The organism is Streptomyces paradoxus, assembly GCF_014202475.1.
Taxonomy (GTDB): Bacteria; Actinomycetota; Actinomycetes; order Streptomycetales; family Streptomycetaceae; genus Streptomyces; species Streptomyces paradoxus.
This window is the reverse complement of the sequence record NZ_JACHGV010000003.1, coordinates 276,931-299,718: the sequence shown is the minus strand read 5'-3', so window position 1 is coordinate 299,718 and position 22,788 is coordinate 276,931. Positions and strand designations below refer to the sequence as shown.

The window sequence follows — 22,788 nt, the reverse complement described above, 5'->3', positions numbered from 1 at the left end:
CCCCACCCCCGACCCGGTTCACTACCCGAGCGCGGACTTCACCGCATCGGCCAGCCGCCCCGCGACAGACCGCGCCTGCTCGATATCGGCCGCCTCGACCATCACGCGGACCAACGGCTCGGTCCCGGAGGGCCGCAGCAGCACCCGCCCGGTCTCGCCGAGCTCCCGCTCCGCGTCCGCGACGGCCGCCGACAGCTCCTCGGACGTCCCCACCCGCGTCCTGTCGACATCCGGCACATTGATCAGCACCTGCGGCAGCCGCTCCATGACACCGGCGAGATCCGCCAGCGTGCGCCCGCTCTGAGCGACCCGAGCCGCCAGCAGCAGCCCGGTCAGCGTGCCGTCCCCGGTGGTCGCGTGGTCGAGGATGATCACGTGCCCGGACTGCTCGCCCCCGAGAGCGAACCCGTGCTCCTTCATCTCCTCCAGCACGTACCGGTCACCGACGGCGGTCTGCACGAGCCGGATGCCCTCGCGCTCCATGGCGAGCTTGAACCCGAGGTTCGACATCACCGTGGCCACGACCGTCTCGGACCGCAGCACGGAACGCTCCCGCATCGCCAGCGCGAGCACGGCGAGGATCTGGTCCCCGTCCACCTCCGCGCCGGTGTGGTCGACGGCGAGGCACCGGTCGGCGTCGCCGTCGTGCGCGATGCCGAGGTCGGCGCCGTGCTCGACGACGGCGGCCTTGATCTTGTCCAGGTGCGTCGAACCGCACCCGTCGTTGATGTTGAGCCCGTCCGGCTCGGCCCCGATCGTGACGACCTCGGCGCCGGCCCGCTGGAACGCCTCGGGCGAGACCTGGGCGGCGGCGCCGTGCGCCTCGTCGAGGACGACCTTGAGCCCGTCGAGGCGGTTCGGCAGGACGCCCAGCAGATGCGCGACGTACCGCTCGGAGCCCTCCTCGTACGCGCGTACGCGGCCCACCCCGGCCCCGGTCGGCCGGTCCCACGGGGCGCCGGTGCGGTGCTCCTCGTAGACGGACTCGATCCGGTCCTCCAGCTCGTCGGCGAGCTTGTGCCCGCCGCGGGCGAAGAACTTGATGCCGTTGTCGGGCATGGCGTTGTGGCTCGCGGAGAGCATCACACCGAGGTCGGCCCCCAGCTCCCCGGTCAGGTACGCCACGGCGGGCGTCGGCAGCACGCCGACCCGCAGGACGTCCACGCCGGCGCTGGCGAGACCCGCGACCACGGCGGCTTCCAGGAACTCCCCGGACGCACGGGGGTCACGCCCGACCACGGCGGTCGGCCGGTGTCCCTCGAACGTGCCCGCCTCGGCCAGTACGTGTGCCGCGGCCACGGAGAGGCCCAGGGCCATCTCCGCCGTCAGATCCGCATTGGCGACACCGCGCACGCCGTCCGTGCCGAAGAGTCGTCCCACAGTGGTGTCCTCCGAATTACTGATGAGAATGCGGCTCACATCCCCGAGTGCACCCCCTGAGACTGTCCGGGGGCTGTAGGGGTTGTGTAAACGAAACCGCCCCGGCAGCACAACCGTGCCGCCGGGGCGATCGTTGCGAAGCCAGTCGCAAGGACGGGCGACGCGATTAGCGCTTGCTGTACTGCGGAGCCTTGCGGGCCTTCTTCAGACCGGCCTTCTTGCGCTCGACCGCACGGTCGTCGCGCTTGAGGAAGCCGGCCTTCTTCAGCGGGCCGCGGTTGTTGTCGACGTCCGCCTCGTTCAGCGCACGGGCGACACCGAGACGGAGCGCACCGGCCTGGCCGGAGACACCGCCACCGGAGATGCGGGCGATGACGTCGTAGCGGCCCTCGAGCTCGAGAACCTTGAACGGCTCGTTGACTTCCTGCTGGTGCACCTTGTTCGGGAAGTAGTCCTCGAGGGTGCGACCGTTGATCTTCCACTTGCCGGTGCCCGGGACGATCCGGACGCGGGCGATGGCGTTCTTGCGACGGCCCAGGCCGGCGGCCGGCTGGGGCTCGCCGAAGCGGGACGCCATGGACTCCGAGGTGTACTCGCCCTCGACGGGGACCTCGGACTCGGTGGTGTAGCTGTCGATGTCAAGCTCTTCGAGCGGCTGCTCGGCAGTGGTCTCGGCCACGATGCTCCTCAGATTCTCTTCAGTCTTAGGGGGTGGCCGGACTTACTGCGCGACCTGGGTGATCTCGAACGGCTGCGGCTGCTGCGCGCCGTGCGGGTGCTGGTCACCCTTGTAGACCTTCAGCTTCGAGAGCATCTGACGGCCCAGCGTGTTCTTGGGGAGCATGCCCTTGACGGCCTTCTCGATGGCCTTCTCGGGGTTCTTGTCCAGCAGCTCGTCGTAGCGGACGGAACGCAGACCACCCGGGTAGCCGGAGTGGCGGTACGCCATCTTCTGGGTCCGCTTGTTGCCGGAGAGGTGCACCTTGTCGGCGTTGATGATGATGACGAAGTCACCAGCGTCGACGTGCGGCGCGTAGATCGGCTTGTGCTTGCCCCGGAGGAGCGTCGCGGCAGTGGTGGCGAGACGGCCCAGGACAACGTCCTGAGCGTCGATGACGTGCCACTGGCGCGTCACATCGCCGGGCTTGGGGCTGTACGTACGCACGGTTCGTAGCCTTCGCTTCGAGTGAATGGTCCATAACTGGTCACCGAAACGATCACGACAGCCTGGACCGCACTGCGGCGACGCATACCGCGTACGTGGGGTCGCTGGTCATCGGCCCGGTGGACCGGTGTAAGGGCCCGTCCCGTGAGAATGAGCAAGCCAATACACAACGAACAAGCAGAATACCGGGGTACACCACAAGGGTCAAAACGCGGGGTCACCGAAGCCGCTCGGTCACGGAGACGCACAGCGCGGCACAGAACGTGACGGCCCTCCGCAGCGTCCGCCGCCGCAGCGGCCGCCCGTACGGGAACACCGCCGAGACGGCGACGTCCACGGCGACCGCGGCACACCACCGCACCATGGATCCGCCGGCGCGCGGACGGCGGCACGCGACCAGCGCTCCCACCACGACCGACGGCCACACCCCGGCCGCGAGGGCCGGCCACGACAGCAGACACCCCAGCAGCACCACCGCCGGCAGTACTCGTCCCAACCACCCGGAGATGTCGTCTTTGCCCGTGCGCATGGGAGGAACGCTAGGGGCTGGAGAGCCCGTCCGGACGGACCAGCACACCCCATGTCCCGTCTAAGATGCGGCCCATGAGCTTTGGGCAGCAGGGGGGACCTCAGTCCCAGTGGGATCCCTGGAAACCGCAGTCGCAGCAGCCCTGGAACAGCGGGGGCGGCCAGTCTCCGGACTGGGCAGCGCTCGCTGAAGCCTCCGAGGCCCGCAACAAGCGACGCCGGCTGCTGCTGATCGGCGGCGGCGCGTTCGCCACCGTCGCGATCGGCACCGCCGTCGCGGTGGCCGTCGTCTCGGCGGGCGGCGACAACCGGGGGAACCCGACCTCCCTGCCGTCGGCCGACATCCCGAGCCAGACCGCCTCGGCCCCGTCCTTCGCCCCGACCAGCGCCCCTCCCCCGCTGGACCCGAAGGACTTCATCGCCAGCGCGAAGAAGGACAAGGCCCCGCTCAGCCCGGACACCCTCTTCCCGGGCACCCAGCTGACCCAGGCCGGGACGCTGTACAAGAAGGGCCCCACCGCCGACACCCGCAACTGCGCCTCGGCGGCCGGCGGCACGCTCCCCAAGATCCTCACGGCGAACGACTGCACGCGCCTGATACGCGCCACCTACGTCAAGGACGGCATCGCGGTGACGGTCGGCGTGGCCGTCTTCGACAACGAGGCGCAGGCCGTGAAGGCCAAGGGCCAGAGCACCAAGAAGAGCTTCGTGAAGTCGCTCTCCGGCGGCGGCGTGAAGCCCTTCTGCGAATCCGGGTTCTGCCGCACGACCACCAACTCCTACGGCCGCTACGCCTACTTCACCAACGCCGGCTTCACCAACGGCAAGGACGTGACGCCCAAGGACAACCCCGTCTACAAGACCGGGGACGACCTGGCCCAGTTCACGTTCGACCAGATCCGCCGCCGCGGCGAGGTCCAGGCCTCGGCCGCGGCCAACGAATAACCGGACGTCAGCAGCAGCCCGCCGACGGCAGCGACCGCTTGTTCCGCGCCTCCTTGTTGCGCGCGGCGAGCAGGTCGTCGGCCGGGTAGCCGACCTCCTCCAGCGTCAGCCCGTGCGGCCGTACGACGTGCACGGCCGAGTCCCGTACGCCGGCCGCCAGCACCTTCCCCGGCCAGTCGGCGGGCCGGTGCCCGTCCCCGACGAACAGCAGCGCCCCGATGAGCGAGCGCACCATGTTGTGGCAGAAGGCGTCGGCCCGCACGGTGGCGGTGATGATCCCGTCGTCCCCCCGCACCAGACTCAGCTCCTGGAGCGTACGGATCGTGGTCGCGCCTTCCCGCTTCTTGCAGTAGGCGGCGAAGTCGTGCTCGCCCAGCAGACCCCGGGCCGCCTCGTTCATGGCGTCCACGTCGAGGGGCCAGTCGTGCCACAGCACATGGCCCCGCAGCAGCGGGTCGACGCCCCCGGGGTTGTCGGTGACCCGGTACGCGTACCGCCTCCAGACCGCCGAGAAACGGGCGTTGAAGCCACTGGGCGCCTCCCTGAGCGCCCAGACCCGGACGTCCCGCGGCAGCCGCCCGGCGAGCCGCTTCAGCAGCTTCTGATGGTGCTCGGCCCAGACCTCACGCGGCAGGTCGACGTGAGCGACCTGCCCGCGCGCGTGCACGCCCGCATCGGTACGCCCAGCGACGGTCAGCTCGTAGGTCTCCCGCGACCGCGTCACGGTCCGCAGGGCGTCCTCGATCTCCCCCTGCACGGTCCGCCGCCCCCCGGCCTGCTTGGCCCATCCGGAGAACTCACTCCCGTCGTACGACAGATCAAGCCGGACCCGGACGTGGCCGGCCTCTACTTCGTCACTCACGTACAGATCCTCTCAGAACACAAAAGCGGGCCCGTTCCCGTGAAGGAACGGACCCGCCAACGCCCTTGAAGGGGCGCGGGGAACTGCGCGACAAGCCACCACGAACCCGCGGCCGCAAACGCACAGCCCCCGGCAGAACGCTTACGCGTCCTTCGACTCCTCGGCGGGAGCCTCGGCGGCCTCGTCGGACTTGGCCTCGGCGGCCTCGTCCTTCTTGAGGGCGTCTTCCTTGACCGCGCGCTTGGTCGCGGCCTCGGCCTCGCCCGTCGCCTCCTGCGCCACCGTCAGCGCCTCGACCAGCTCGATGACGGCCATGGGCGCGTTGTCGCCACGGCGGTTACCGATCTTGGTGATGCGGGTGTAGCCACCCGGACGGTTCTCGTAGCGCGGGCCGATCTCGGTGAAGAGCGTGTGCACGATGCTCTTGTCCGTGATGACCTGGAGCACCTGACGGCGGTTGTGAAGGTCGCCCTTCTTCGCCTTGGTGACCAGACGCTCGGCGTACGGCCGCAGCTTGCGGGCCTTCGCCTCGGTGGTGGTGATGCGACCGTGCTCGAAGAGCGACTTCGCGAGGTTCGCGAGCATCAGCTTCTCGTGCGCGGCGCTGCCGCCCATACGGGCACCCTTGGTGGGCTTCGGCATGGTGCTTCTCCTAGGTGTCTGCCCCGGCCGTATCAGGTACCGGGGTCAGTATCCGAGCGAGCGGTTGCCCGTCGGAGATCCAGCCCCCCGAAGGGGGCTGGAAGGGGCGCGGGGAACTGCGCGATCAAGCACAGCGCACCCGCGGCCGAGTACGGACCGAAAGGCCCGAGCTCTTAGTACTGCTCGGTCTCCACGAAACCGGCGTCCGCGTCGTCGTCGGCACCGAAGGCGTCCGCGGCGGCGGTCGGGTCGAATCCGGGCGGGCTGTCCTTCAGGGCCAGGCCCATGCCGGCCAGCTTCGCCTTGACCTCGTCGATCGACTTCGCACCGAAGTTCCGAATGTCGAGCAGGTCCGCCTCGGAACGGGCGACGAGCTCACCCACGGAGTGGATGCCCTCGCGCTTGAGGCAGTTGTACGACCGAACGGTGAGCTCCAGCTCCTCGATCGGCAGCGCCAGATCGGCGGCCAGGGCGGCGTCCGTCGGCGACGGGCCCATGTCGATGCCCTCGGCGTCGATGTTGAGCTCGCGGGCCAGACCGAACAGCTCGACCAGGGTCTTACCGGCGGACGCCATGGCGTCACGCGGGCGCATGGCCTGCTTGGTCTCGACGTCGACGATCAGCTTGTCGAAGTCGGTCCGCTGCTCGACACGCGTGGCCTCGACCTTGTACGTGACCTTGAGCACCGGCGAGTAGATCGAGTCGACCGGGATCCGGCCGATCTCCTGGCCGACCTGCTTGTTCTGCACGGCGGAGACGTAACCGCGGCCACGCTCGACCGTCAGCTCCATCTCCAGCTTGCCCTTGCCGTTGAGCGTGGCGAGGACGAGGTCGGGGTTGTGCACCTCGACACCGGCCGGGGGCGCGATGTCGGCGGCGGTGACCAGACCCGGGCCCTGCTTGCGCAGGTACATCACGACCGGCTCGTCGTGCTCCGAGGAGACGACCAGCTGCTTGATGTTGAGGATCAGGTCGGTGACGTCCTCCTTGACGCCCGGCACGGTGGTGAACTCGTGCAGCACGCCGTCGATGCGGATGGACGTGACCGCCGCACCCGGGATCGAGGACAGGAGGGTCCGGCGCAGAGAGTTACCGAGGGTGTAACCGAAGCCCGGCTCCAGCGGCTCGATCACGAACCGGGAGCGGAATTCGTCGACGACCTCTTCGGTCAACGAGGGACGCTGAGCGATCAGCATGTGGTGAGTCCTTCAGTCAGGGGCACCCACTATTTGATGCCCTTGCCACCGGGCGGCAGCCCGATATGTGTTGCAGTTACAAGGGTACGGGCGATATGGCTCCGAAGAGCCATATCGCCCGAAAACCTCAGACCGCCAAGCGGCCGTACGTCGTCCCCGAGGGGTCAGACGCGGCGGCGCTTGGGCGGACGGCAGCCGTTGTGCGGGGTCGGCGTGACGTCCTGGATCGAGCCGACCTCGAGGCCGGTGGCCTGCAGGGAGCGGATCGCGGTCTCACGACCGGAGCCCGGGCCCTTGACGAAGACGTCGACCTTGCGCATGCCGTGCTCCTGGGCGCGGCGGGCGGCCGACTCGGCGGCCATCTGCGCGGCGAACGGCGTGGACTTGCGGGAGCCCTTGAAGCCGACGTGGCCGGCGGAGGCCCAGGAGATCACGTTGCCGGACGGGTCCGTGATCGAGACGATCGTGTTGTTGAACGTGCTCTTGATGTGCGCGTGACCGTGAGCGACGTTCTTCTTTTCCTTGCGGCGCACCTTCTTGGCAGCGCCCTGACGACCCTTGGGGGGCATCTATTACTCCTACGGGAGGTGGTCGGTCCTACAGCGAAGACCGTGGACAGGCGTCCGCTGTGGACTACTTCTTGCCCGGCTTCTTCTTACCGGCGATGGCGCGACGCGGACCCTTGCGGGTACGAGCGTTGGTGCTGGTGCGCTGACCGCGGACGGGCAGACCACGACGGTGACGGAGACCCTGGTAGGTACCGATCTCGACCTTGCGGCGGATGTCGGCCTGGATCTCGCGACGGAGGTCACCCTCGGTCTTGATGTTGTTGTCGACGTACTCGCGGATCGCGACCAGCTGCTCCTCGGAGAGGTCACGAACACGGGTGTTCGGGTCCACGCCGGTGGCGGCCAGCGTCTGCTGGGAGAGGGTCCGGCCGATGCCGAACACGTAGGTGAGGGCGATCTCCACGCGCTTTTCGCGCGGGATGTCAACACCGGAAACGCGTGCCATTCAATGGCTCCAGTTACTTGTCGGAGGTCTTCCACAGAACCGACTCCCAGTCGCCGTACCAGGTACGAACTGGGTCCCCAGCCTCCGAACCGGGGGTGTCAGGCGAACGCTCGTTCCCCTGGGTCCTGCGTATGAACATATTCAGCTTGCGTCGCGCGAATCTCTGCGATGGATGCAGAGGGATCGGTCGTGCGTCAGCCCTGGCGCTGCTTGTGGCGCGGGTTGTCGCAGATGACCATGACCCGGCCGTGACGGCGGATCACCCTGCACTTGTCGCAGATCTTCTTGACGCTCGGCTTGACCTTCATTAGGTGAGGTTCTCCGGGTCAGTGCCACCACCCCGCCGGAAGCGGGATGCGGGCAAGATCTACTTGTAGCGGTAGACGATCCGGCCACGGGTCAGGTCGTACGGAGACAGCTCCACCACGACCCGGTCGTCAGGGAGGATGCGGATGTAGTGCATGCGCATCTTGCCGCTGATGTGTGCCAGGACCTGGTGGCCGTTCTGGAGCTCGACCTTGAACATGGCGTTCGGAAGAGACTCGACGACAGTGCCCTCGATCTCGATGGCACCTTGCTTCTTGGCCACGCTTCGCCCTTCGAATCGACTACCTTGATCGACTCTGTGCGGGCGCATGCAGACATGCGGGTACACAAGAGCCGACGAGTCAGTCTACGTCAGGGCTCTCGGAAACACGAATCGAGAGAGTCTGCCCCACCGGGCAGCGCTTTAAGCGCCCCCTGCAGGGGCGCGGAGAACTGCGCGGACAACCCCCACCGGCCCGCAGCCGCAGACGACACTCAGCCCAGCGGATCCGGCGCGGCCACGATCCCCAGCTCGGCGAGCTTAGCCTTCCCCCCGTCGGGAGACGTCAGCACCAACGGCCCGTCCTCCGTCAGAGCGACGGAGTGCTCCCAGTGCGACGACCACGTACCGTCCGTCGTGATGACGGTCCAGTCGTCCTGGAGGACTTCCGTCTTCGGCGTCCCCAGCGACACCATCGGCTCGATCGCGAGGCAGAATCCGGGCACCAGCTTCGGACCCTTGCCGCGCCGCCGGTCGACGTAGTTGAGCAGGTGCGGGTCCATGTGCATCTCGGTGCCGATGCCGTGCCCGCCGTAGTCCTCGATGATCCCGTACTTGCCGCCGCCCGGCTTGGGCTGGCGGCGGATGTACGTCTCGATGGCCCGGGAGACGTCGACCAGCCGGTTGCCCTGCTTCATGGCAGCGATGCCGGCCCACATCGACTCCTCGGTCACCCTGGAGAGCTCGACCAGCTCCGGGGAGTGACCGGACCCCACGAAGGCCGTGAAGGCCGCGTCGCCGTGCCAGCCGTCGATGATCGCGCCGCAGTCGATGGAGATGACGTCCCCGTCCTTGAGGACGACGTCGTCGGACGGGATGCCGTGGACGACGACCTCGTTCACCGAGGTGCAGATCGTCGCCGGGAAGCCGCCGTAGCCGAGGAAGTTCGGCTTGGCGTTGTGCTCGGCGAGCACCTTGCGGGCGACCTGATCCAGATCCTTCGTCGTGGCCCCGGGCACGGCGGCCTCACGGGTCGCCGCGTGAATGGCGGCGACGACCAGCCCCGCCTCACGCATCTTGGCGATCTGCTCGGGGCTTTTGATCTGCACCATGGGAGCTACGGCCTTTCTGGACCTTCGGCGACAACGAACGCCTTCAACGATACGGGGCCGCGCGACCGGCCCCGTCCACACAGCAGCCGCGGCTCCCCGAGGGGAACCGCGGCCGTAGCTGCGTACGGACGACTACTTGTCGCCCTCGCCACGCTTCAGCGCCTCCATGGCGCGGGCCGTGACGTCCTCCACCTTGCCGAGCGCCGAGATCGTGACCACCAGGCCCTGGGCCTTGTAGTAGTCGATGATCGGCTCGGTCTGGGTGTGGTAGACCTCCAGGCGCGTCCGGACCGTCTCCTCGGAGTCGTCGTTGCGCTGGTACAGCTCACCGCCGCACACGTCGCAGACGCCGTCCTTGGCCGGCTGCTTGTACGTCACGTGGAAGACGTGCGAGGAGTCGTTGCGGCAGATGCGGCGGCCGGCGATCCGCTTGACCACCTCGTCCTCGGGGACCTCCAGGTCCAGCACCGCGTCGAGCTGCATGTTCTCGGTCTCGAGGAGCTCGTCGAGCGCCTCGGCCTGCGACACATTGCGGGGGAAGCCGTCCAGCAGGAAGCCGTTCTCGGCGTCCGGCTGCTCCATGCGGTCCTTCGCCATGGCGATGGTGACCTCGTCGGGCACGAGATTGCCCGCGTCCATGTAGGACTTCGCCAGTTTGCCGAGTTCCGTCTGCTGGCTGATGTTGGCCCGGAACAGGTCGCCCGTGGAGATGTGCGGGATCGACAGGTTTCTGGCCAGGAACGCGGCCTGCGTTCCCTTACCGGCGCCCGGCGGCCCGACGAGGACGATACGCATCAGCGGAGGAACCCTTCGTAATTGCGCTGCTGGAGCTGGCTCTCGATCTGCTTCACCGTCTCGAGACCGACACCCACGATGATCAGGATGCTGGTCCCGCCGAACGGGAAGTTCTGGTTTGCCCCGAAACCAGCCAACGCCATCGTCGGCACGAGAGCGATCAGCCCCAAGTACAGCGAACCCGGCCAGGTGATCCGGTTGAGTACGTAGCTCAGGTACTCAGCGGTCGGTCGGCCAGCCCGGATGCCCGGGATGAAGCCACCATACTTCTTCATGTTGTCGGCGACTTCCTCGGGGTTGAACGAGATGGCCACGTAGAAGAACGCGAAGAAAACGATCAGCAGGAAGTACGTAATGATGTAGTACGGGTGGTCGCCCTTGACGAAGTGTTGCTCGATCCAGGTCTTCCAGCCCGACGTGCCTCCCGCGAACTGAGCGATCAGCGCCGGGATGTAGAGCAGCGACGAGGCGAAGATGACGGGAATCACACCCGCCTGGTTCACCTTGAGCGGGATGTAGGTGGACGTACCGCCGTAGGAACGACGGCCGATCATGCGCTTGGCGTACTGCACCGGGATGCGGCGCTGGGCCTGCTCGACGAAGACCACCAGGCCGACCATGGCGAAGCCGACCAGGATGACCGTGCCGAACTCGATCCAGCCGCCGGCCAGGGAGCCCTCCTGCTTGATGGCCCACAGGGCGGACGGGAAGGTGGCGGCGATCGAGATGAACATCAGGATCGACATGCCGTTGCCGATGCCGCGGTCGGTGATGAGCTCACCGAGCCACATCACGGCGGCCGTACCGGCGGTCATGGTGATGACCATGGTGATGGTGACGAAGATCGACTGGTCGGGGACGATCTGGCTGGCCACCGGGCAGCCCTGGAACAGCGCGCCGCTGCGGGCGGTGGCGACGAGGCCGGTGCCCTGGAGGATGGCGAGGGCGATCGTCAGGTAACGGGTGTACTGCGTGATCTTCGCCGTACCGGCCTGGCCCTCCTTCTTCAGGGCTTCCAGGCGCGGGATCACCACGGTCAGCAGCTGCAGAATGATGCTCGCCGTGATGTACGGCATGATGCCCAGGGCGAAGATCGTGATCTGCAGCAGCGCGCCGCCGCTGAACATGTTCACCAGGCCGAAGATTCCCTGGTTGGCCTGTGCGTTGTCGATACAGGTCTGGACGTTCCGGTAGTCGACGCCTGGGATCGGTACGTGCGTACCGACCCGGTAGACCACGATGATGCCGAGCGTGAAGAGCAGCTTCTTGCGCAGGTCGGGCGTCTTGAACGCCCGGGCGAACGCGGTGAGCACGGTGCCTCCTGCGACCCCCGCGCAACTGCGTCAAGGGTGACGGTCTTGAGGTTCGACGAATAGGTAACGGTCAACTGCCGCTGAGAGTGCCCGAAGTGAAGCACCCAGTGAAAAGTGGGCAGTGCAGGCCACCTTACCGGCGAGACTGCCGCCCTAGGAACGACCAACCGGGGATACCCCATTTGTGGGGTATCCCCGGTCGGGATCGCTCAGGTCATCGAGACGCCTGTGGTGTTCAGACGAGCTCGGTGACGGAACCGCCGGCGGCGGTGATCTTCTCCTTGGCGGAGCCGGAGACGGCATCGACCGTCACCTGCAGCGCCACGGAGATCTCGCCCTGGCCGAGGACCTTGACGAGGCTGTTCTTGCGAACGGCCCCCTTGGCCACCAGACCCTCGACGGTGACCTGGCCACCCTCGGGGTAGAGCGCGGCCAGCTTGTCGAGGTTCACGACCTGGAACTCGGTCTTGAACGGGTTCTTGAAGCCCTTCAGCTTCGGGAGACGCATGTGGAGGGGCATCTGGCCACCCTCGAAGCGCTCCGGAACCTGGTAACGGGCCTTCGTGCCCTTGGTACCACGACCGGCCGTCTTACCCTTCGACGCCTCACCACGACCGACACGGGTCTTGGCGGTCTTGGCGCCCGGGGCGGGACGGAGGTTGTGGATCTTGAGCGGGTTCTGCTCCGCCATGATCAGTCGACCTCCTCGACCGTCACGAGGTGGCGGACGGTGTGCACCATGCCGCGGAACTCGGGGCGGTCCTCCTTGACGACCTGCGTGTTGATGCCCTTGAGACCAAGGGAACGCAGGGTGTCACGGTGGTTCTGCTTGCTGCCGATGTACGACTTCGTCTGCGTGATCTTGAGCTGAGCCATTACGCAGCACCAGCCCCGGCACGCGCACGCAGCAGAGCCGCGGGAGCGACGTCCTCGAGGGGCAGACCACGGCGGGCCGCGATCTCCTCGGGACGCTGCAGACCCTTCAGGGCCTCCACGGTCGCGTGCACGATGTTGATCGCGTTCGACGAACCGAGCGACTTCGACAGCACGTCGTGGATACCGGCGCACTCGAGCACGGCACGCACCGGACCACCGGCGATAACACCGGTACCGGGCGACGCGGGCTTCAGGAGCACGACGCCGGCAGCCTTCTCACCCGTGATCGGGTGCGGGATGGTGCCCTGGATGCGGGGGACCTTGAAGAAGTGCTTCTTGGCCTCCTCAACGCCCTTGGCGATGGCGGCCGGCACCTCCTTGGCCTTGCCGTATCCGACACCCACGGTGCCGTCACCATCGCCCACCACGACCAGCGCGGTGAAGCTGAAGCGACGACCACCCTTCACAACCTTGGCGACGCGGTTGATCGCGACTACGCGCTCAACGTACGCGGTCTTCTCGGCGGCAGCAGCGCCGCCGTCACGGCCCTTCCGGTCCCGCCGCTCGCCGCCACCGGCACCGCCACCGCGGCGCTGGGGTCCAGCCATTGGAATTACCTCTCTCTGTTTCCGCTAGCTACGGAACCGACTCAGAACTTGAGTCCGGCCTCGCGGGCGGCGTCCGCCAGGGCGGCGATGCGCCCCGCGTACTGGTTACCACCACGGTCGAACACGACGGCCTCGACACCGGCGGCCTTGGCGCGCTCGGCGACCAGGGCGCCGACCTGCTTGGCCTGCGCGGACTTGTCGCCCTCGCCACCGCGGATCGAGGTGTCCAGGGTGGACGCCGACGCCAGGGTGTGACCCTTGATGTCGTCGATCACCTGGGCCACGATGTGGCGGTTCGAGCGGGTAACGACCAGACGCGGACGCTCCGCCGTACCGTTGATGTGCTTACGGATCCGGATGTGGCGGCGCTTGATCGCGGCGCGCTTGTAGGCGTCGCCCTTAAGGATCTTCTGTCCGTATGCCATGGCTTACTTACCCGCCTTTCCGACCTTGCGGCGGATGACTTCGCCCTCGTACTTGACGCCCTTGGCCTTGTACGGGTCGGGCTTGCGCAGCTTGCGGATGTTGGCCGCAACCTCGCCGACCTTCTGCTTGTCGATGCCCTCGACCGAGAAACGGGTCGGGGACTCCACCTTGAAGGTGATGCCCGCGGGGGCCTCGACCAGGATCGGGTGGCTGTAGCCCAGGGAGAACTCCAGGTTGGAGCCCTTGGCCACGACACGGTAACCGACACCGCTGATTTCGAGCTTCTTGACGTATCCCTGGGTCACACCGGTGATCATGTTCGCCACCAGCGTGCGGGACAGGCCGTGCAGGGCCTTGCTCTGCCGCTCGTCGTTCGGCCGCAGCACCTGAAGGGTGCCGTCCTCGGCCTTCGCGATGTCGATCGGCGCGATGACGGTGTGGGTCAGTTCGCCCTTGGGGCCCTTGACCGCGACCGTACGGCCGTCGATGGTGACGTCCACGCCGGCGGGAACCGGGATGGGGAGCTTGCCGATACGCGACATTGCTGTCTCTCCTCCGTTCCCGAATTACCAGACGTAGGCGAGGACTTCCCCACCCACGCCCTTCTTCTGCGCCTGCTTGTCGGTCAGGAGCCCGTGCGACGTGGAGATGATGGCCACGCCCAGGCCGCCCAGAACCTTCGGCAGGTTGGTGGACTTCGCGTACACCCGGAGACCGGGCTTGGAGATCCGCTTGATGCCCGCGATGGAGCGCTCACGGTTGGGGCCGAACTTCAGCTCCAGGACGAGGTTCTTGCCGACCTCGGCGTCCTCGACCTTCCAGCCCGTGATGAAGCCCTCCTGCTGGAGGATCTCCGCGATGTGCGACTTGATCTTGGACGCCGGCATCGTCACAGAGTCGTGGTACGCCGAGTTCGCGTTCCGCAGACGCGTCAGCATGTCTGCGATCGGATCAGTCATGGTCATGAATTGGCCTTCGGCCTCTCTCGCCGGGGTTTCCTGGTGCGCCATCCCTCTCCCCGATCCGAGACGGGACGGGTGCGGCGCGGTGGACCTACGGCGTAGTAAGCATTCAATGAGCGGACAGATGTCCGCGTGCGTAAGGGCGGCGGCAGACGCCCAACCCCACAAGCCTAAGCCATGTGGGCCGGGCGCCCTGCCACCCCTACGTGCTTACCGAGAGCCCTGAATCCCCTGTTAAGGGAATTACCAGGAGCTCTTGGTCACGCCCGGCAGCTCGCCACGGTGAGCCATCTCACGAAGGCACACGCGGCACAGGCCGAACTTGCGGTACACGGAGTGCGGGCGGCCGCAGCGCTGGCAGCGGGTGTAGCCACGCACACCGAACTTGGGCTTGCGAGCAGCCTTAGCGATCAGAGCCTTCTTCGCCATCTCGCTCACGCCTCCTTGAAGGGGAAGCCGAGGTGACGAAGGAGCGCGCGGCCCTCAGCGTCGTTGGTCGCCGTGGTCACCACGGTGATGTCCATACCCCGGGTGCGGTCGATCTTGTCCTGGTCGATCTCGTGGAACATGACCTGCTCCGTGAGACCGAAGGTGTAGTTGCCACGGCCGTCGAACTGCTTGGGGGACAGGCCGCGGAAGTCGCGGATGCGCGGCAGCGCGAGCGACAGGGTGCGGTCCAGGAACTCCCACATGCGGTCGCCACGGAGCGTGACGTGGGCACCGATCGGCTGGCCCTCACGCAGCTTGAACTGCGCGATGGACTTGCGGGCCTTGGTGACGGCCGGCTTCTGACCGGTGATCGTGGTGAGGTCGCGGATGGCGCCCTCGATCAGCTTGGAGTCGCGGGCGGCGTCGCCCACACCCATGTTGACCACGATCTTGACGAGACCGGGGATCTGCATGACGTTCTCGTACTTGAACTCGTCACGCAGCTTGCCCGTGATCTCCTCACGGTACTTCTGCTTCAGACGCGGGCTGGTGGTGGTCGTCATCAGATGTCCTCACCCGTCCGCTTGGCAACGCGGATCTTGTTGCCTTCGTCGTCGAAGCGGTAACCGACGCGGGTCACGACCTTGTTGCCGTCCTTCTCCACGACCAGCTGGACGTTGGAGACGTGGATCGGCGCCTCGGTGGTGACGATGCCGCCGGCCTGCGAACCGCGAGCCGTCGGACCGGCCTTGGTGTGCTTCTTGACCCGGTTGACACCCTCGACCAGGACGCGGTCCTCGCGGGGGAAGGCCGCGATGACCTTGCCCTGCTTGCCCTTGTCCTTACCGGTGATGACCTGGACCAGGTCGCCCTTCTTGATCTTCATGCTCACAGCACCTCCGGCGCGAGGGAGATGATCTTCATGAACTTCTTCTCGCGCAGCTCTCGGCCGACCGGGCCGAAGATACGGGTGCCACGAGGGTCGCCGTCGTTCTTCAGAATGACGGCGGCGTTCTCGTCGAAGCGGATGTACGAGCCGTCCGGACGGCGGCGCTCCTTGACGGTGCGAACGATGACCGCCTTGATGACGTCACCCTTCTTCACGTTGCCGCCGGGGATCGCGTCCTTGACGGTGGCGACGATGACGTCACCGATACCCGCGTAGCGGCGACCGGAGCCACCGAGCACACGGATGCAAAGGATCTCCTTCGCACCAGTGTTGTCGGCGACACGCAGTCGCGACTCCTGCTGGATCACGTCTATCTCCTGATTGTCTGCCGGTTCCCGGGGCGGGCTGCGACACTTGCACACCCGCCCCGAGCCTGGCGGAACGATTCCTAGGGGGTCCCCCTAGGAGGGATTACTTGGCCTTCTCGAGGATCTCGACGACGCGCCAGCGCTTGGTCGCGGACAGCGGCCGGGTCTCCATGAGGAGGACGCGGTCGCCGACACCCGCGGCGTTCTGCTCGTCGTGGGCCTTGAGCTTGCTCGTACGGCGGATGACCTTGCCGTACAGCGCGTGCTTGACGCGGTCCTCGACGGCGACGACGACGGTCTTGTCCATCTTGTCGCTGACGACCAGACCCTCACGGGTCTTGCGGAAACCGCGGTCCGTCTTGGTCTCTTCAGTCACGTTGCTCTCGCTCATCAGGCGCTCTCCACCGTCTCGATGCCCAGCTCGCGCTCACGCATCAGGGTGTAGATCCGCGCGATGTCCTTACGGACGGCCTTGAGCCGGCCGTGGTTCTCGAGCTGGCCCGTCGCCGCCTGGAAGCGGAGGTTGAACAGCTCTTCCTTGGCCTCGCGGAGCTTGTTGAGGAGCTCCTCGTTGCCCAGCTCGCGCAGCTCGGACGCCTTGGTACCGGCCGACATCACGCTTCACCTGCCTCGCGCTTGACGATCTTGCACTTCATCGGCAGCTTGTGAGCCGCACGGGTCAGGGCCTCGCGCGCGATCTTCTCGTTGGGGTACGACAGCTCGAACATCACGCGTCCGGGCTTGACGTTGGCGATCCACCACTCAGGAGAACCCTTACCGGAACCCATGCGGGTCTCAGCGGGCTTCTTGGTGAGGGGGCGGTCCGGGTAGATGTTGATCCAGACCTTGCCGCCACGCTTGATGTGGCGGGTCATGGCGATACGAGCGGCCTCGATCTGACGGTTCGTCACGTACGCCGGGGTCAGCGCCTGGATGCCGTACTCGCCGAACGCGACCTGCGTGCCACCCTTGGACATGCCGTTGCGCTTGGGGTGGTGCTGCTTGCGGTGCTTGACCCTACGGGGGATCAGCATGACGGTCAGGCCTCCGTTCCGGTGCTCTCAGCCGGAGCGGCGGACGCGGGAGCCTCGGCCTTGGGGGCCTCGGCGCCGGCAGCCTGCTGCGGCTTGCGCCCGCGCCGCTCGCCACCGCGGCCACCACGGGCCGGGCGGTCGGCACCACCGCGGGCCGGGCGGTTACCCGCACGGGCAGCGGCGTTCTCGGCGCGGACCTCGGCGATGTTCTTGACGTCGCCCTTGTAGATCCAGACCTTCACGCCGATACGGCCGAAGGTCGTCTTGGCCTCGAAGAAGCCGTAGTCCACGTTCGCGCGGAGCGTGTGCAGGGGCACGCGGCCCTCGCGGTAGAACTCCGAGCGGGACATCTCGGCGCCACCGAGGCGGCCACCGCACTGGATCTTGATGCCCTTGGCGCCGGCCTTCATCGCCGACTGCATGCTCTTACGCATGGCGCGGCGGAAGGAGACGCGGGAGGAGAGCTGCTCGGCGACGGCCTGGGCAACCAGCTGAGCGTCGGTCTCGGGGTTCTTGACCTCGAGGATGTTCAGCTGGACCTGCTTGCCCGTGAGCTTCTCGAGGTCACCGCGGATGCGGTCGGCCTCGGCGCCACGGCGGCCGATGACGATGCCCGGACGAGCGGTGTGGATGTCCACACGCACGCGGTCACGGGTGCGCTCGATCTCGACCTTGGAGATGCCGGCGCGCTCCATGCCGGACGTCATCATCCGACGGATGGCGACGTCTTCCTTGACGTAGTCCTTGTACAGCTTGTCGGCGTACCAACGCGACTTGAAGTCGGTCGTGACACCGAGCCGGAACCCGTGCGGGTTTACCTTCTGGCCCATTACCGGGTTCCTTCCTTGCTGCTGACGACCACGGTGATGTGGCTGGTCCGCTTGCGGATCCGGTAGGCACGGCCCTGGGCGCGCGGACGGAACCGCTTCAGGGTCGGGCCCTCGTCGACGTAGGCCTCGGAGACGAAGAGGCTGTCGACATCGGTGTGGTCGTAGTTGTGCGCGGCGTTGGCGATGGCGCTGTCCAGCACCTTGCCGACCGGCTGGCTCGCGGCCTGCGGGGCGAAACGCAGGACCGCCTGAGCCTCCGTGGCGCTCATGCCACGGATGAGGTCCACCACGCGGCGGGCCTTCATGGGCGTGACGCGGATGTACCGCGCCTGGGCCCTGGCTTCCATGGTTGTCCTTCCAGTGTCTGTCATGGTCATTCCACCCCGCGCTTAGCGGCGCTTCGACTTCCGGTCGTCCTTGACGTGACCCCGGAAGGTGCGCGTCGGCGAGAACTCGCCGAGCTTGTGGCCGACCATCGACTCGGTGACGAACACCGGAATGTGGGTCTTGCCGTTGTGCACCGCGAGCGTGTGGCCGAGCATGGCCGGCACGATCATGGAGCGACGGGACCAGGTCTTGATGACGTTCTTGGTGCCGGCTTCGTTCTGGGCGTCCACCTTCTTGATCAGGTGGTCGTCGACGAAGGGCCCCTTCTTCAAGCTACGAGGCATCTCAACCCGTCCTTAGCGCTTCTTGTTCGTCTTGCGGCGGCGGACGATGTACTTGTTCGACGCCTTCTTGGGCGAACGAGTACGGCCTTCCTTCTTGCCCCAGGGGGACACCGGGTGGCGACCACCCGAGGTACGGCCTTCGCCACCACCGTGCGGGTGGTCCACCGGGTTCATGACCACACCACGCACGGTCGGGCGGACGCCCAGCCAGCGCTTACGGCCCGCCTTACCCCAGTTGATGTTGCTCTGCTCGGCGTTGCCCACCTCGCCGACCGTGGCGCGGCAGCGCTGGTCGACCAGGCGGATCTCACCGGACGGCATGCGGAGGTGGGCCATCGAGCCCTCCTTCGCGAGCAGCTGCACCGAGGCGCCGGCGGAGCGGGCGAACTTCGCACCGCCGCCCGGACGCAGCTCGATGGCGTGCAGCGTGGTACCGACCGGGATGTTGCGCAGGGCAAGGTTGTTGCCCGGCTTGATGTCGGCCCCGGGACCGTTCTCGACGCGGTCGCCCTGGCTCAAGCCACGCGGCGCGAGGATGTAGCGCTTCTCGCCGTCCGCGTAGTGCAGGAGCGCGATGCGCGCGGTGCGGTTGGGGTCGTACTCGATGTGCGCGACCTTCGCCGGCACGCCGTCCTTGTCGTGACGACGGAAGTCGATCACGCGGTAGGCGCGCTTGTGGCCACCGCCCTGGTGGCGGACGGTCACACGACCGGAGTTGTTACGGCCACCCTTGCTGTGCAGGGGGCGGACCAACGACTTCTCCGGCGTGGACCGCGTGACCTCGACGAAGTCGGCGACGCTGGAGCCACGACGGCCCGGCGTAGTCGGCTTGTACTTGCGGATTCCCATTTCTCAGTCCTCGTCCGATATCGGACGATCCGGACCGCCCTTAGGCGGTCGGACCGCCGAAGATGTCGATACGGTCGCCCTCAGCGAGGGTCACGATCGCGCGCTTGGTGGACGCGCGCTGGCCGAAGCCGGTGCGGGTCCGCTTGCGCTTGCCCTGGCGGTTGATCGTGTTGACCCCGGTGACCTTGACCGAGAAGACCGACTGCACGGCCTGCTTGATCTGGGTCTTGTTGGCGCTCGGGTCCACGATGAACGTGTACTTGCCCTCGTCGAGGAGCGCGTAGCTCTTCTCGGAGACGACCGGCTTGAGCAGCACGTCACGGGGGTCCGTGAAGGACTTGCTCAGCGGGGTCTCGACGGTGTTCTTGCCCTCGGCGGCGTGGCGGCGCGCCTTGGCGACGCGCGCGGCCTTGGCCTTCTTCGCCGCCTTGGAGGCGATAGCGGGGTGACGGATAGCCATCAGACCTCGCTCCCTTCGGTGTCATTGGCCTTCGGGCCGGACACGAAGGACTCGAAGGCGGCCTGGGTGAAGACCACGTCGTCCGAGACGAGAACGTCGTACGTGTTCAGCTGGCCCGGCTCCAGGATGTGGATCTGGGGCAGGTTGCGGGCGGACAGCCACGCGGCCTCGTCGGCGCGGTCGACGACCAGGAGCAGGTTCTTGCGCTCCGAGATCTTGCCGAACAGCGTCTTGGCGGCCTTCGTGGAGGGGGTCTCGCCCTCGACCACGCCGGAGACGACGTGGATGCGGTTGTGGCGGGCCCGGTCGGTGAGGGCGTGGCGCAGGGCCGCGGCCTTCATCTTCTTCGGGGTCCGCTGCGAGTAGTCACGCGGCTGCGGGCCGTGGACGACGCCACCGCCGGCGAACTGCGGCGCACGGGTCGAACCCTGGCGGGCGCGGCCGGTGCCCTTCTGGCGGTACGGCTTCTTGCCGCCACCGCGAACCTCGCCGCGGGTCTTGGTCTTGTGCGTGCCCTGACGGGCAGCGGCGTTCTGCGCGACGACGACCTGGTGGATCAGCGGGATGCTGATCTTCTCCACGCCGAAGATCTCCGCGGGGAGCTCGACGCTACCGGTCTTCTCGCCTGCAGGCGAAAGGATGTCAACAGTGCTCATCGGTACCTCAGGCCCCCTTGGCCGCGGTGCGGACCAGGACGAGGCCGCCGTTCGGACCGGGAACCGCGCCCTTGATGAGCAGCAGACCCTTCTCCGCGTCAACGGCGTGGACGGTCAGGTTCTGGGTGGTGACCCGCTCGTTGCCCATGCGACCCGCCATGCGGAGGCCCTTGAACACACGGCCCGGGGTGGCGCAGCCACCGATGGAACCGGGGGAGCGGTGCTTGCGCTGGGTGCCGTGTCCGGCGCCGAGGCCCTTGAAGTTGTGACGCTTCATGACACCGGCGAAGCCCTTGCCCTTGCTCTTGCCGGTCACGTCGACCTTGATGCCGGCCTCGAACACCTCTGCGGTGATCTCCTGGCCGAGGGTGTACTCGCTGGCGTCAGCGGTACGGATCTCGACGAGGTGGCGGCGGGGAGTGACGTCGGCCTTGGCGAAGTGGCCCTTGAGGGGCTTGTTCACCTTGCGCGGGTCGATCTCGCCGAACGCGATCTGGACGGACTCGTAGCCGTCGACGTCGTTCGTACGGACCTGGGTGACGATGTTGGGGCCGGCCTTGACGACGGTGACCGGGACGACGCGGTTGTTCGCGTCCCACACCTGCGTCATGCCGAGCTTCTCGCCCAGGATGCCCTTGATCTGCTTAGCCATCGTTCAGATCACCGGCCTCAGAGCTTGATCTCGATGTCGACACCGGCCGGGAGGTCGAGTCGCATCAGAGAGTCAACGGTCTTGGGGGTCGGGTCGAGGATGTCGATCAGGCGCTTGTGCGTGCGCATCTCGAAGTGCTCGCGCGAGTCCTTGTACTTGTGCGGCGACTTGATGACGCAGTACACGTTCTTCTCAGTGGGCAGCGGCACCGGGCCCGCGACCGACGCACCAGTGCGAGTCACCGTCTCGACGATCTTCTTCGCCGAAGAGTCGATGACCTCGTGGTCGTAGGCCTTGAGCCGGATGCGGATCTTCTGTCCCGCCATGGCTACTCAGTAGTCCTGTCTCTCTAACGCTCTGGAACCCGGTGGATCCCTGTTGCTGCCTTTGCTCCTCCGACCCACGCGGTCGGGCGTGTCGCACTCTCGCTGACACAGATGCCCCTTGTTCGAACATCCCTGCGGGATTGCGCACGGCCCTGCCGGAACCGCGAGCCGGGGGCGAAAAGCCCACCGGGTGCCTGGCCGGTGCCGCACTGACACTTCCCGAAAGATTCCCGTACGTCCGCCCCAGCGCTGCCGTGGTGGCAGTTAGGGCGACGAGTACTGTGGGACTCGCTTCCGGTCCTCCCGGCGGGAGGCGCGCAGCATCAACACTCGACCGAGCAACTCGGACAGTCTGCCATATGGGGCAGGGGCGACGCCAATCGAGCCGAGGAGAATACCCCGGGCGTGACGTAGGTCAAACACAAGGCCGGACGGGCCTGGCCCCCTCCCCCTCGACGAGCCGCTCCAGCTCTGCGTCGTAGGTCCGGTAGCCGGCCTTGCCCCACTCGGGTGCCTCGGACGCCGGCCGCAGGATGGCGGGCAGGTGGGCGACGCGCCACATGCGGTGGATGTCGGCGGGCGTGATCCCGCCCTCCACCGGGTCGGCGAGGCGGGCCGCACCCCGGAGGATCCGGGCGATCCCCTCCACCCCCTCCCCCGCCCCGGTACCGGCCGCGAGGGCGGCGGTGACGAGGGCCTGGAGCAGCCGGGTCAGCTGAAGATCGGCCCCGATCCGGCACATGCGCCGCACCAGGGCGGGCTCTTCCAGTCGCTCCGGAGGCCGGGGAACGCCGGTGATTCCCTCGGACCAGAGCAGCAGGGACGCGCCGGACACCTCGTGGTCCCGGAAGTATCCGAGCTCGTCGGCGATGGCCATGACCTCGTCACTGAACCGGCAGACCGAGCGGACGTCCTCCATGAGGCACCGCAGGTCGTCTTGCCGGGGGGCGAGGAAGTGCCCCACCGAGATGTCGGCGAGCCTCCAGCCCCCAGAGGCCCGGACAGCGCCGATCTCGACGAGACCACCGAGGGCCGCGAAGATCGCCCGCACCGACGGCTCGGCTCGCGCCGCGTCGATCACCTCCGTCCGCGGCGTCAGGGCCACTCCCCCCTCGTCGCCCTGCTCATCCACGCCGTACTCGCGCACCATGAGCACCAGCTGAACTGGCGCCTCGGTGTGGCCACTCGTCCTCGAGCTCCCGGTGCAAGAGCGTGAACTCCACCCCCACCGGGGCCTGACCAGTGAGCCTGTCGCAGTCGGACAGCCGGCTCAG

Annotated in this window: 37 protein-coding genes; 1 reads left to right on the top strand and 36 read right to left on the bottom strand. The window is 67.2% G+C overall.

The window, feature by feature from the left end; genetic code table 11:
- Positions 1 to 21: 21 nt before the first annotated feature.
- The 4 genes from glmM to HNR57_RS11075 form a co-directional block, all read right to left on the bottom strand.
- Positions 22 to 1,380, bottom strand: a complete 1,359-nt coding sequence (gene glmM, locus HNR57_RS11090; protein ID WP_184559345.1) for a phosphoglucosamine mutase — start codon at positions 1,378 to 1,380, stop codon at positions 22 to 24.
- A gap of 166 nt (positions 1,381 to 1,546) precedes the next feature.
- Positions 1,547 to 2,059, bottom strand: coding sequence for a 30S ribosomal protein S9 (rpsI, locus tag HNR57_RS11085; protein WP_184559343.1), 513 nt, complete (start codon positions 2,057 to 2,059; stop codon positions 1,547 to 1,549).
- Between the two features lie 42 nt (positions 2,060 to 2,101).
- Positions 2,102 to 2,545, bottom strand: a complete 444-nt coding sequence (gene rplM, locus HNR57_RS11080; protein ID WP_033308956.1) for a 50S ribosomal protein L13 — start codon at positions 2,543 to 2,545, stop codon at positions 2,102 to 2,104.
- A 217-nt stretch (positions 2,546 to 2,762) separates the two neighbouring features.
- A complete protein-coding gene (locus HNR57_RS11075) occupies positions 2,763 to 3,074 on the bottom strand; it encodes a hypothetical protein (RefSeq protein WP_184559341.1) in 312 nt (103 codons plus the stop codon).
- 74 nt (positions 3,075 to 3,148) lie between these two features.
- Between HNR57_RS11075 and HNR57_RS11070 the strand changes: the two genes are divergently transcribed.
- A complete protein-coding gene (locus HNR57_RS11070) occupies positions 3,149 to 4,018 on the top strand; it encodes a hypothetical protein (protein ID WP_184559339.1) in 870 nt (289 codons plus the stop codon).
- Between the two features lie 7 nt (positions 4,019 to 4,025).
- Here HNR57_RS11070 and truA read toward each other — a convergent pair whose 3' ends face one another.
- The 32 genes from truA to HNR57_RS10910 form a co-directional block, all read right to left on the bottom strand.
- Entirely contained in the window at positions 4,026 to 4,880 is an 855-nt protein-coding gene (truA, locus tag HNR57_RS11065; RefSeq protein ID WP_033308959.1) for a tRNA pseudouridine(38-40) synthase TruA, read from the bottom strand.
- Between the two features lie 141 nt (positions 4,881 to 5,021).
- Positions 5,022 to 5,522, bottom strand: a complete 501-nt coding sequence (rplQ, locus tag HNR57_RS11060) for a 50S ribosomal protein L17 (protein WP_184559337.1) — start codon at positions 5,520 to 5,522, stop codon at positions 5,022 to 5,024.
- 173 nt (positions 5,523 to 5,695) lie between these two features.
- Positions 5,696 to 6,718, bottom strand: a complete 1,023-nt coding sequence (locus HNR57_RS11055) for a DNA-directed RNA polymerase subunit alpha (protein ID WP_003966937.1) — start codon at positions 6,716 to 6,718, stop codon at positions 5,696 to 5,698.
- Positions 6,719 to 6,882: 164 nt separating this feature from the next.
- Positions 6,883 to 7,287 (bottom strand): 30S ribosomal protein S11, encoded by a 405-nt coding sequence (rpsK, locus tag HNR57_RS11050; RefSeq protein WP_003956432.1) that lies wholly within the window; start codon positions 7,285 to 7,287, stop codon positions 6,883 to 6,885.
- 64 nt (positions 7,288 to 7,351) lie between these two features.
- The gene (gene rpsM / locus HNR57_RS11045) at positions 7,352 to 7,732 is read right to left on the bottom strand and encodes a 30S ribosomal protein S13 (RefSeq protein ID WP_004984507.1); all 381 of its coding nucleotides are present in this window, start codon (positions 7,730 to 7,732) and stop codon (positions 7,352 to 7,354) included.
- Positions 7,733 to 7,926: 194 nt separating this feature from the next.
- Complete coding sequence (gene rpmJ / locus HNR57_RS11040) at positions 7,927 to 8,040, bottom strand: 50S ribosomal protein L36 (RefSeq protein WP_003974245.1); 114 nt, start codon at positions 8,038 to 8,040, stop codon at positions 7,927 to 7,929.
- 59 nt (positions 8,041 to 8,099) lie between these two features.
- The gene (gene infA / locus HNR57_RS11035; RefSeq protein WP_003948620.1) at positions 8,100 to 8,321 is read right to left on the bottom strand and encodes a translation initiation factor IF-1; all 222 of its coding nucleotides are present in this window, start codon (positions 8,319 to 8,321) and stop codon (positions 8,100 to 8,102) included.
- Between the two features lie 212 nt (positions 8,322 to 8,533).
- The gene (map, locus tag HNR57_RS11030; RefSeq protein WP_184559334.1) at positions 8,534 to 9,370 is read right to left on the bottom strand and encodes a type I methionyl aminopeptidase; all 837 of its coding nucleotides are present in this window, start codon (positions 9,368 to 9,370) and stop codon (positions 8,534 to 8,536) included.
- Between the two features lie 132 nt (positions 9,371 to 9,502).
- Positions 9,503 to 10,165 (bottom strand): adenylate kinase, encoded by a 663-nt coding sequence (locus HNR57_RS11025; protein ID WP_184559332.1) that lies wholly within the window; start codon positions 10,163 to 10,165, stop codon positions 9,503 to 9,505.
- Positions 10,165 to 11,478, bottom strand: coding sequence for a preprotein translocase subunit SecY (secY, locus tag HNR57_RS11020; RefSeq protein ID WP_184559330.1), 1,314 nt, complete (start codon positions 11,476 to 11,478; stop codon positions 10,165 to 10,167). The genes HNR57_RS11025 and secY overlap by 1 nt, the downstream gene beginning before the upstream one ends.
- 235 nt (positions 11,479 to 11,713) lie before the next feature.
- Positions 11,714 to 12,169 carry a 50S ribosomal protein L15 gene (rplO, locus tag HNR57_RS11015; protein WP_184559328.1) on the bottom strand — a complete coding sequence of 152 codons (456 nt, stop codon included), beginning with the start codon at positions 12,167 to 12,169 and terminating at the stop codon, positions 11,714 to 11,716.
- 2 nt (positions 12,170 to 12,171) lie between these two features.
- Positions 12,172 to 12,354: a 50S ribosomal protein L30 gene (rpmD, locus tag HNR57_RS11010; RefSeq protein WP_005481207.1), complete on the bottom strand. Its 183-nt coding sequence runs from the start codon at positions 12,352 to 12,354 to the stop codon at positions 12,172 to 12,174.
- Positions 12,354 to 12,962: a 30S ribosomal protein S5 gene (rpsE, locus tag HNR57_RS11005; RefSeq protein WP_030671799.1), complete on the bottom strand. Its 609-nt coding sequence runs from the start codon at positions 12,960 to 12,962 to the stop codon at positions 12,354 to 12,356. The genes rpmD and rpsE overlap by 1 nt, the downstream gene beginning before the upstream one ends.
- A gap of 41 nt (positions 12,963 to 13,003) precedes the next feature.
- Positions 13,004 to 13,387, bottom strand: a complete 384-nt coding sequence (gene rplR / locus HNR57_RS11000; protein WP_007494754.1) for a 50S ribosomal protein L18 — start codon at positions 13,385 to 13,387, stop codon at positions 13,004 to 13,006.
- A gap of 3 nt (positions 13,388 to 13,390) precedes the next feature.
- Positions 13,391 to 13,930, bottom strand: coding sequence for a 50S ribosomal protein L6 (gene rplF, locus HNR57_RS10995; RefSeq protein ID WP_033308964.1), 540 nt, complete (start codon positions 13,928 to 13,930; stop codon positions 13,391 to 13,393).
- A 24-nt stretch (positions 13,931 to 13,954) separates the two neighbouring features.
- Positions 13,955 to 14,353, bottom strand: a complete 399-nt coding sequence (gene rpsH / locus HNR57_RS10990) for a 30S ribosomal protein S8 (protein WP_030839654.1) — start codon at positions 14,351 to 14,353, stop codon at positions 13,955 to 13,957.
- Between the two features lie 240 nt (positions 14,354 to 14,593).
- Positions 14,594 to 14,779: a type Z 30S ribosomal protein S14 gene (locus HNR57_RS10985; RefSeq protein WP_003948630.1), complete on the bottom strand. Its 186-nt coding sequence runs from the start codon at positions 14,777 to 14,779 to the stop codon at positions 14,594 to 14,596.
- Positions 14,780 to 14,784: 5 nt separating this feature from the next.
- Positions 14,785 to 15,342, bottom strand: coding sequence for a 50S ribosomal protein L5 (rplE, locus tag HNR57_RS10980; protein ID WP_030839657.1), 558 nt, complete (start codon positions 15,340 to 15,342; stop codon positions 14,785 to 14,787).
- Positions 15,342 to 15,665, bottom strand: a complete 324-nt coding sequence (gene rplX / locus HNR57_RS10975; protein ID WP_003992365.1) for a 50S ribosomal protein L24 — start codon at positions 15,663 to 15,665, stop codon at positions 15,342 to 15,344. Before rplX ends, rplE begins: the two co-directional genes overlap by 1 nt.
- Positions 15,666 to 15,667: 2 nt before the next feature.
- The gene (rplN, locus tag HNR57_RS10970; protein ID WP_003992364.1) at positions 15,668 to 16,036 is read right to left on the bottom strand and encodes a 50S ribosomal protein L14; all 369 of its coding nucleotides are present in this window, start codon (positions 16,034 to 16,036) and stop codon (positions 15,668 to 15,670) included.
- Between the two features lie 103 nt (positions 16,037 to 16,139).
- On the bottom strand, positions 16,140 to 16,427 hold the full coding sequence (rpsQ, locus tag HNR57_RS10965; RefSeq protein WP_030839660.1) for a 30S ribosomal protein S17: 288 nt from the start codon (positions 16,425 to 16,427) through the stop codon (positions 16,140 to 16,142).
- Positions 16,427 to 16,651 carry a 50S ribosomal protein L29 gene (gene rpmC / locus HNR57_RS10960; protein ID WP_010036720.1) on the bottom strand — a complete coding sequence of 75 codons (225 nt, stop codon included), beginning with the start codon at positions 16,649 to 16,651 and terminating at the stop codon, positions 16,427 to 16,429. The genes rpsQ and rpmC overlap by 1 nt, the downstream gene beginning before the upstream one ends.
- Entirely contained in the window at positions 16,651 to 17,070 is a 420-nt protein-coding gene (gene rplP, locus HNR57_RS10955) for a 50S ribosomal protein L16 (RefSeq protein ID WP_003992362.1), read from the bottom strand. Before rplP ends, rpmC begins: the two co-directional genes overlap by 1 nt.
- Positions 17,071 to 17,075: 5 nt before the next feature.
- Positions 17,076 to 17,900 (bottom strand): 30S ribosomal protein S3, encoded by an 825-nt coding sequence (rpsC, locus tag HNR57_RS10950; RefSeq protein ID WP_086560684.1) that lies wholly within the window; start codon positions 17,898 to 17,900, stop codon positions 17,076 to 17,078.
- Positions 17,900 to 18,247, bottom strand: a complete 348-nt coding sequence (rplV, locus tag HNR57_RS10945) for a 50S ribosomal protein L22 (RefSeq protein ID WP_033308966.1) — start codon at positions 18,245 to 18,247, stop codon at positions 17,900 to 17,902. Before rplV ends, rpsC begins: the two co-directional genes overlap by 1 nt.
- 42 nt (positions 18,248 to 18,289) lie before the next feature.
- Positions 18,290 to 18,571: a 30S ribosomal protein S19 gene (gene rpsS / locus HNR57_RS10940; RefSeq protein ID WP_003992359.1), complete on the bottom strand. Its 282-nt coding sequence runs from the start codon at positions 18,569 to 18,571 to the stop codon at positions 18,290 to 18,292.
- A 12-nt stretch (positions 18,572 to 18,583) separates the two neighbouring features.
- A complete protein-coding gene (rplB, locus tag HNR57_RS10935; protein ID WP_031141294.1) occupies positions 18,584 to 19,420 on the bottom strand; it encodes a 50S ribosomal protein L2 in 837 nt (278 codons plus the stop codon).
- Between the two features lie 40 nt (positions 19,421 to 19,460).
- Positions 19,461 to 19,880 carry a 50S ribosomal protein L23 gene (gene rplW / locus HNR57_RS10930; protein WP_033308967.1) on the bottom strand — a complete coding sequence of 140 codons (420 nt, stop codon included), beginning with the start codon at positions 19,878 to 19,880 and terminating at the stop codon, positions 19,461 to 19,463.
- Positions 19,880 to 20,536 carry a 50S ribosomal protein L4 gene (rplD, locus tag HNR57_RS10925; RefSeq protein ID WP_184559326.1) on the bottom strand — a complete coding sequence of 219 codons (657 nt, stop codon included), beginning with the start codon at positions 20,534 to 20,536 and terminating at the stop codon, positions 19,880 to 19,882. The genes rplW and rplD overlap by 1 nt, the downstream gene beginning before the upstream one ends.
- A 7-nt stretch (positions 20,537 to 20,543) precedes the next feature.
- Positions 20,544 to 21,188: a 50S ribosomal protein L3 gene (gene rplC, locus HNR57_RS10920; protein ID WP_184559324.1), complete on the bottom strand. Its 645-nt coding sequence runs from the start codon at positions 21,186 to 21,188 to the stop codon at positions 20,544 to 20,546.
- A 17-nt stretch (positions 21,189 to 21,205) separates the two neighbouring features.
- Positions 21,206 to 21,514, bottom strand: coding sequence for a 30S ribosomal protein S10 (gene rpsJ, locus HNR57_RS10915; RefSeq protein WP_003948644.1), 309 nt, complete (start codon positions 21,512 to 21,514; stop codon positions 21,206 to 21,208).
- Positions 21,515 to 21,929: 415 nt separating this feature from the next.
- Entirely contained in the window at positions 21,930 to 22,664 is a 735-nt protein-coding gene (locus tag HNR57_RS10910; protein WP_184559322.1) for a hypothetical protein, read from the bottom strand.
- Positions 22,665 to 22,788: the final 124 nt, after the last annotated feature.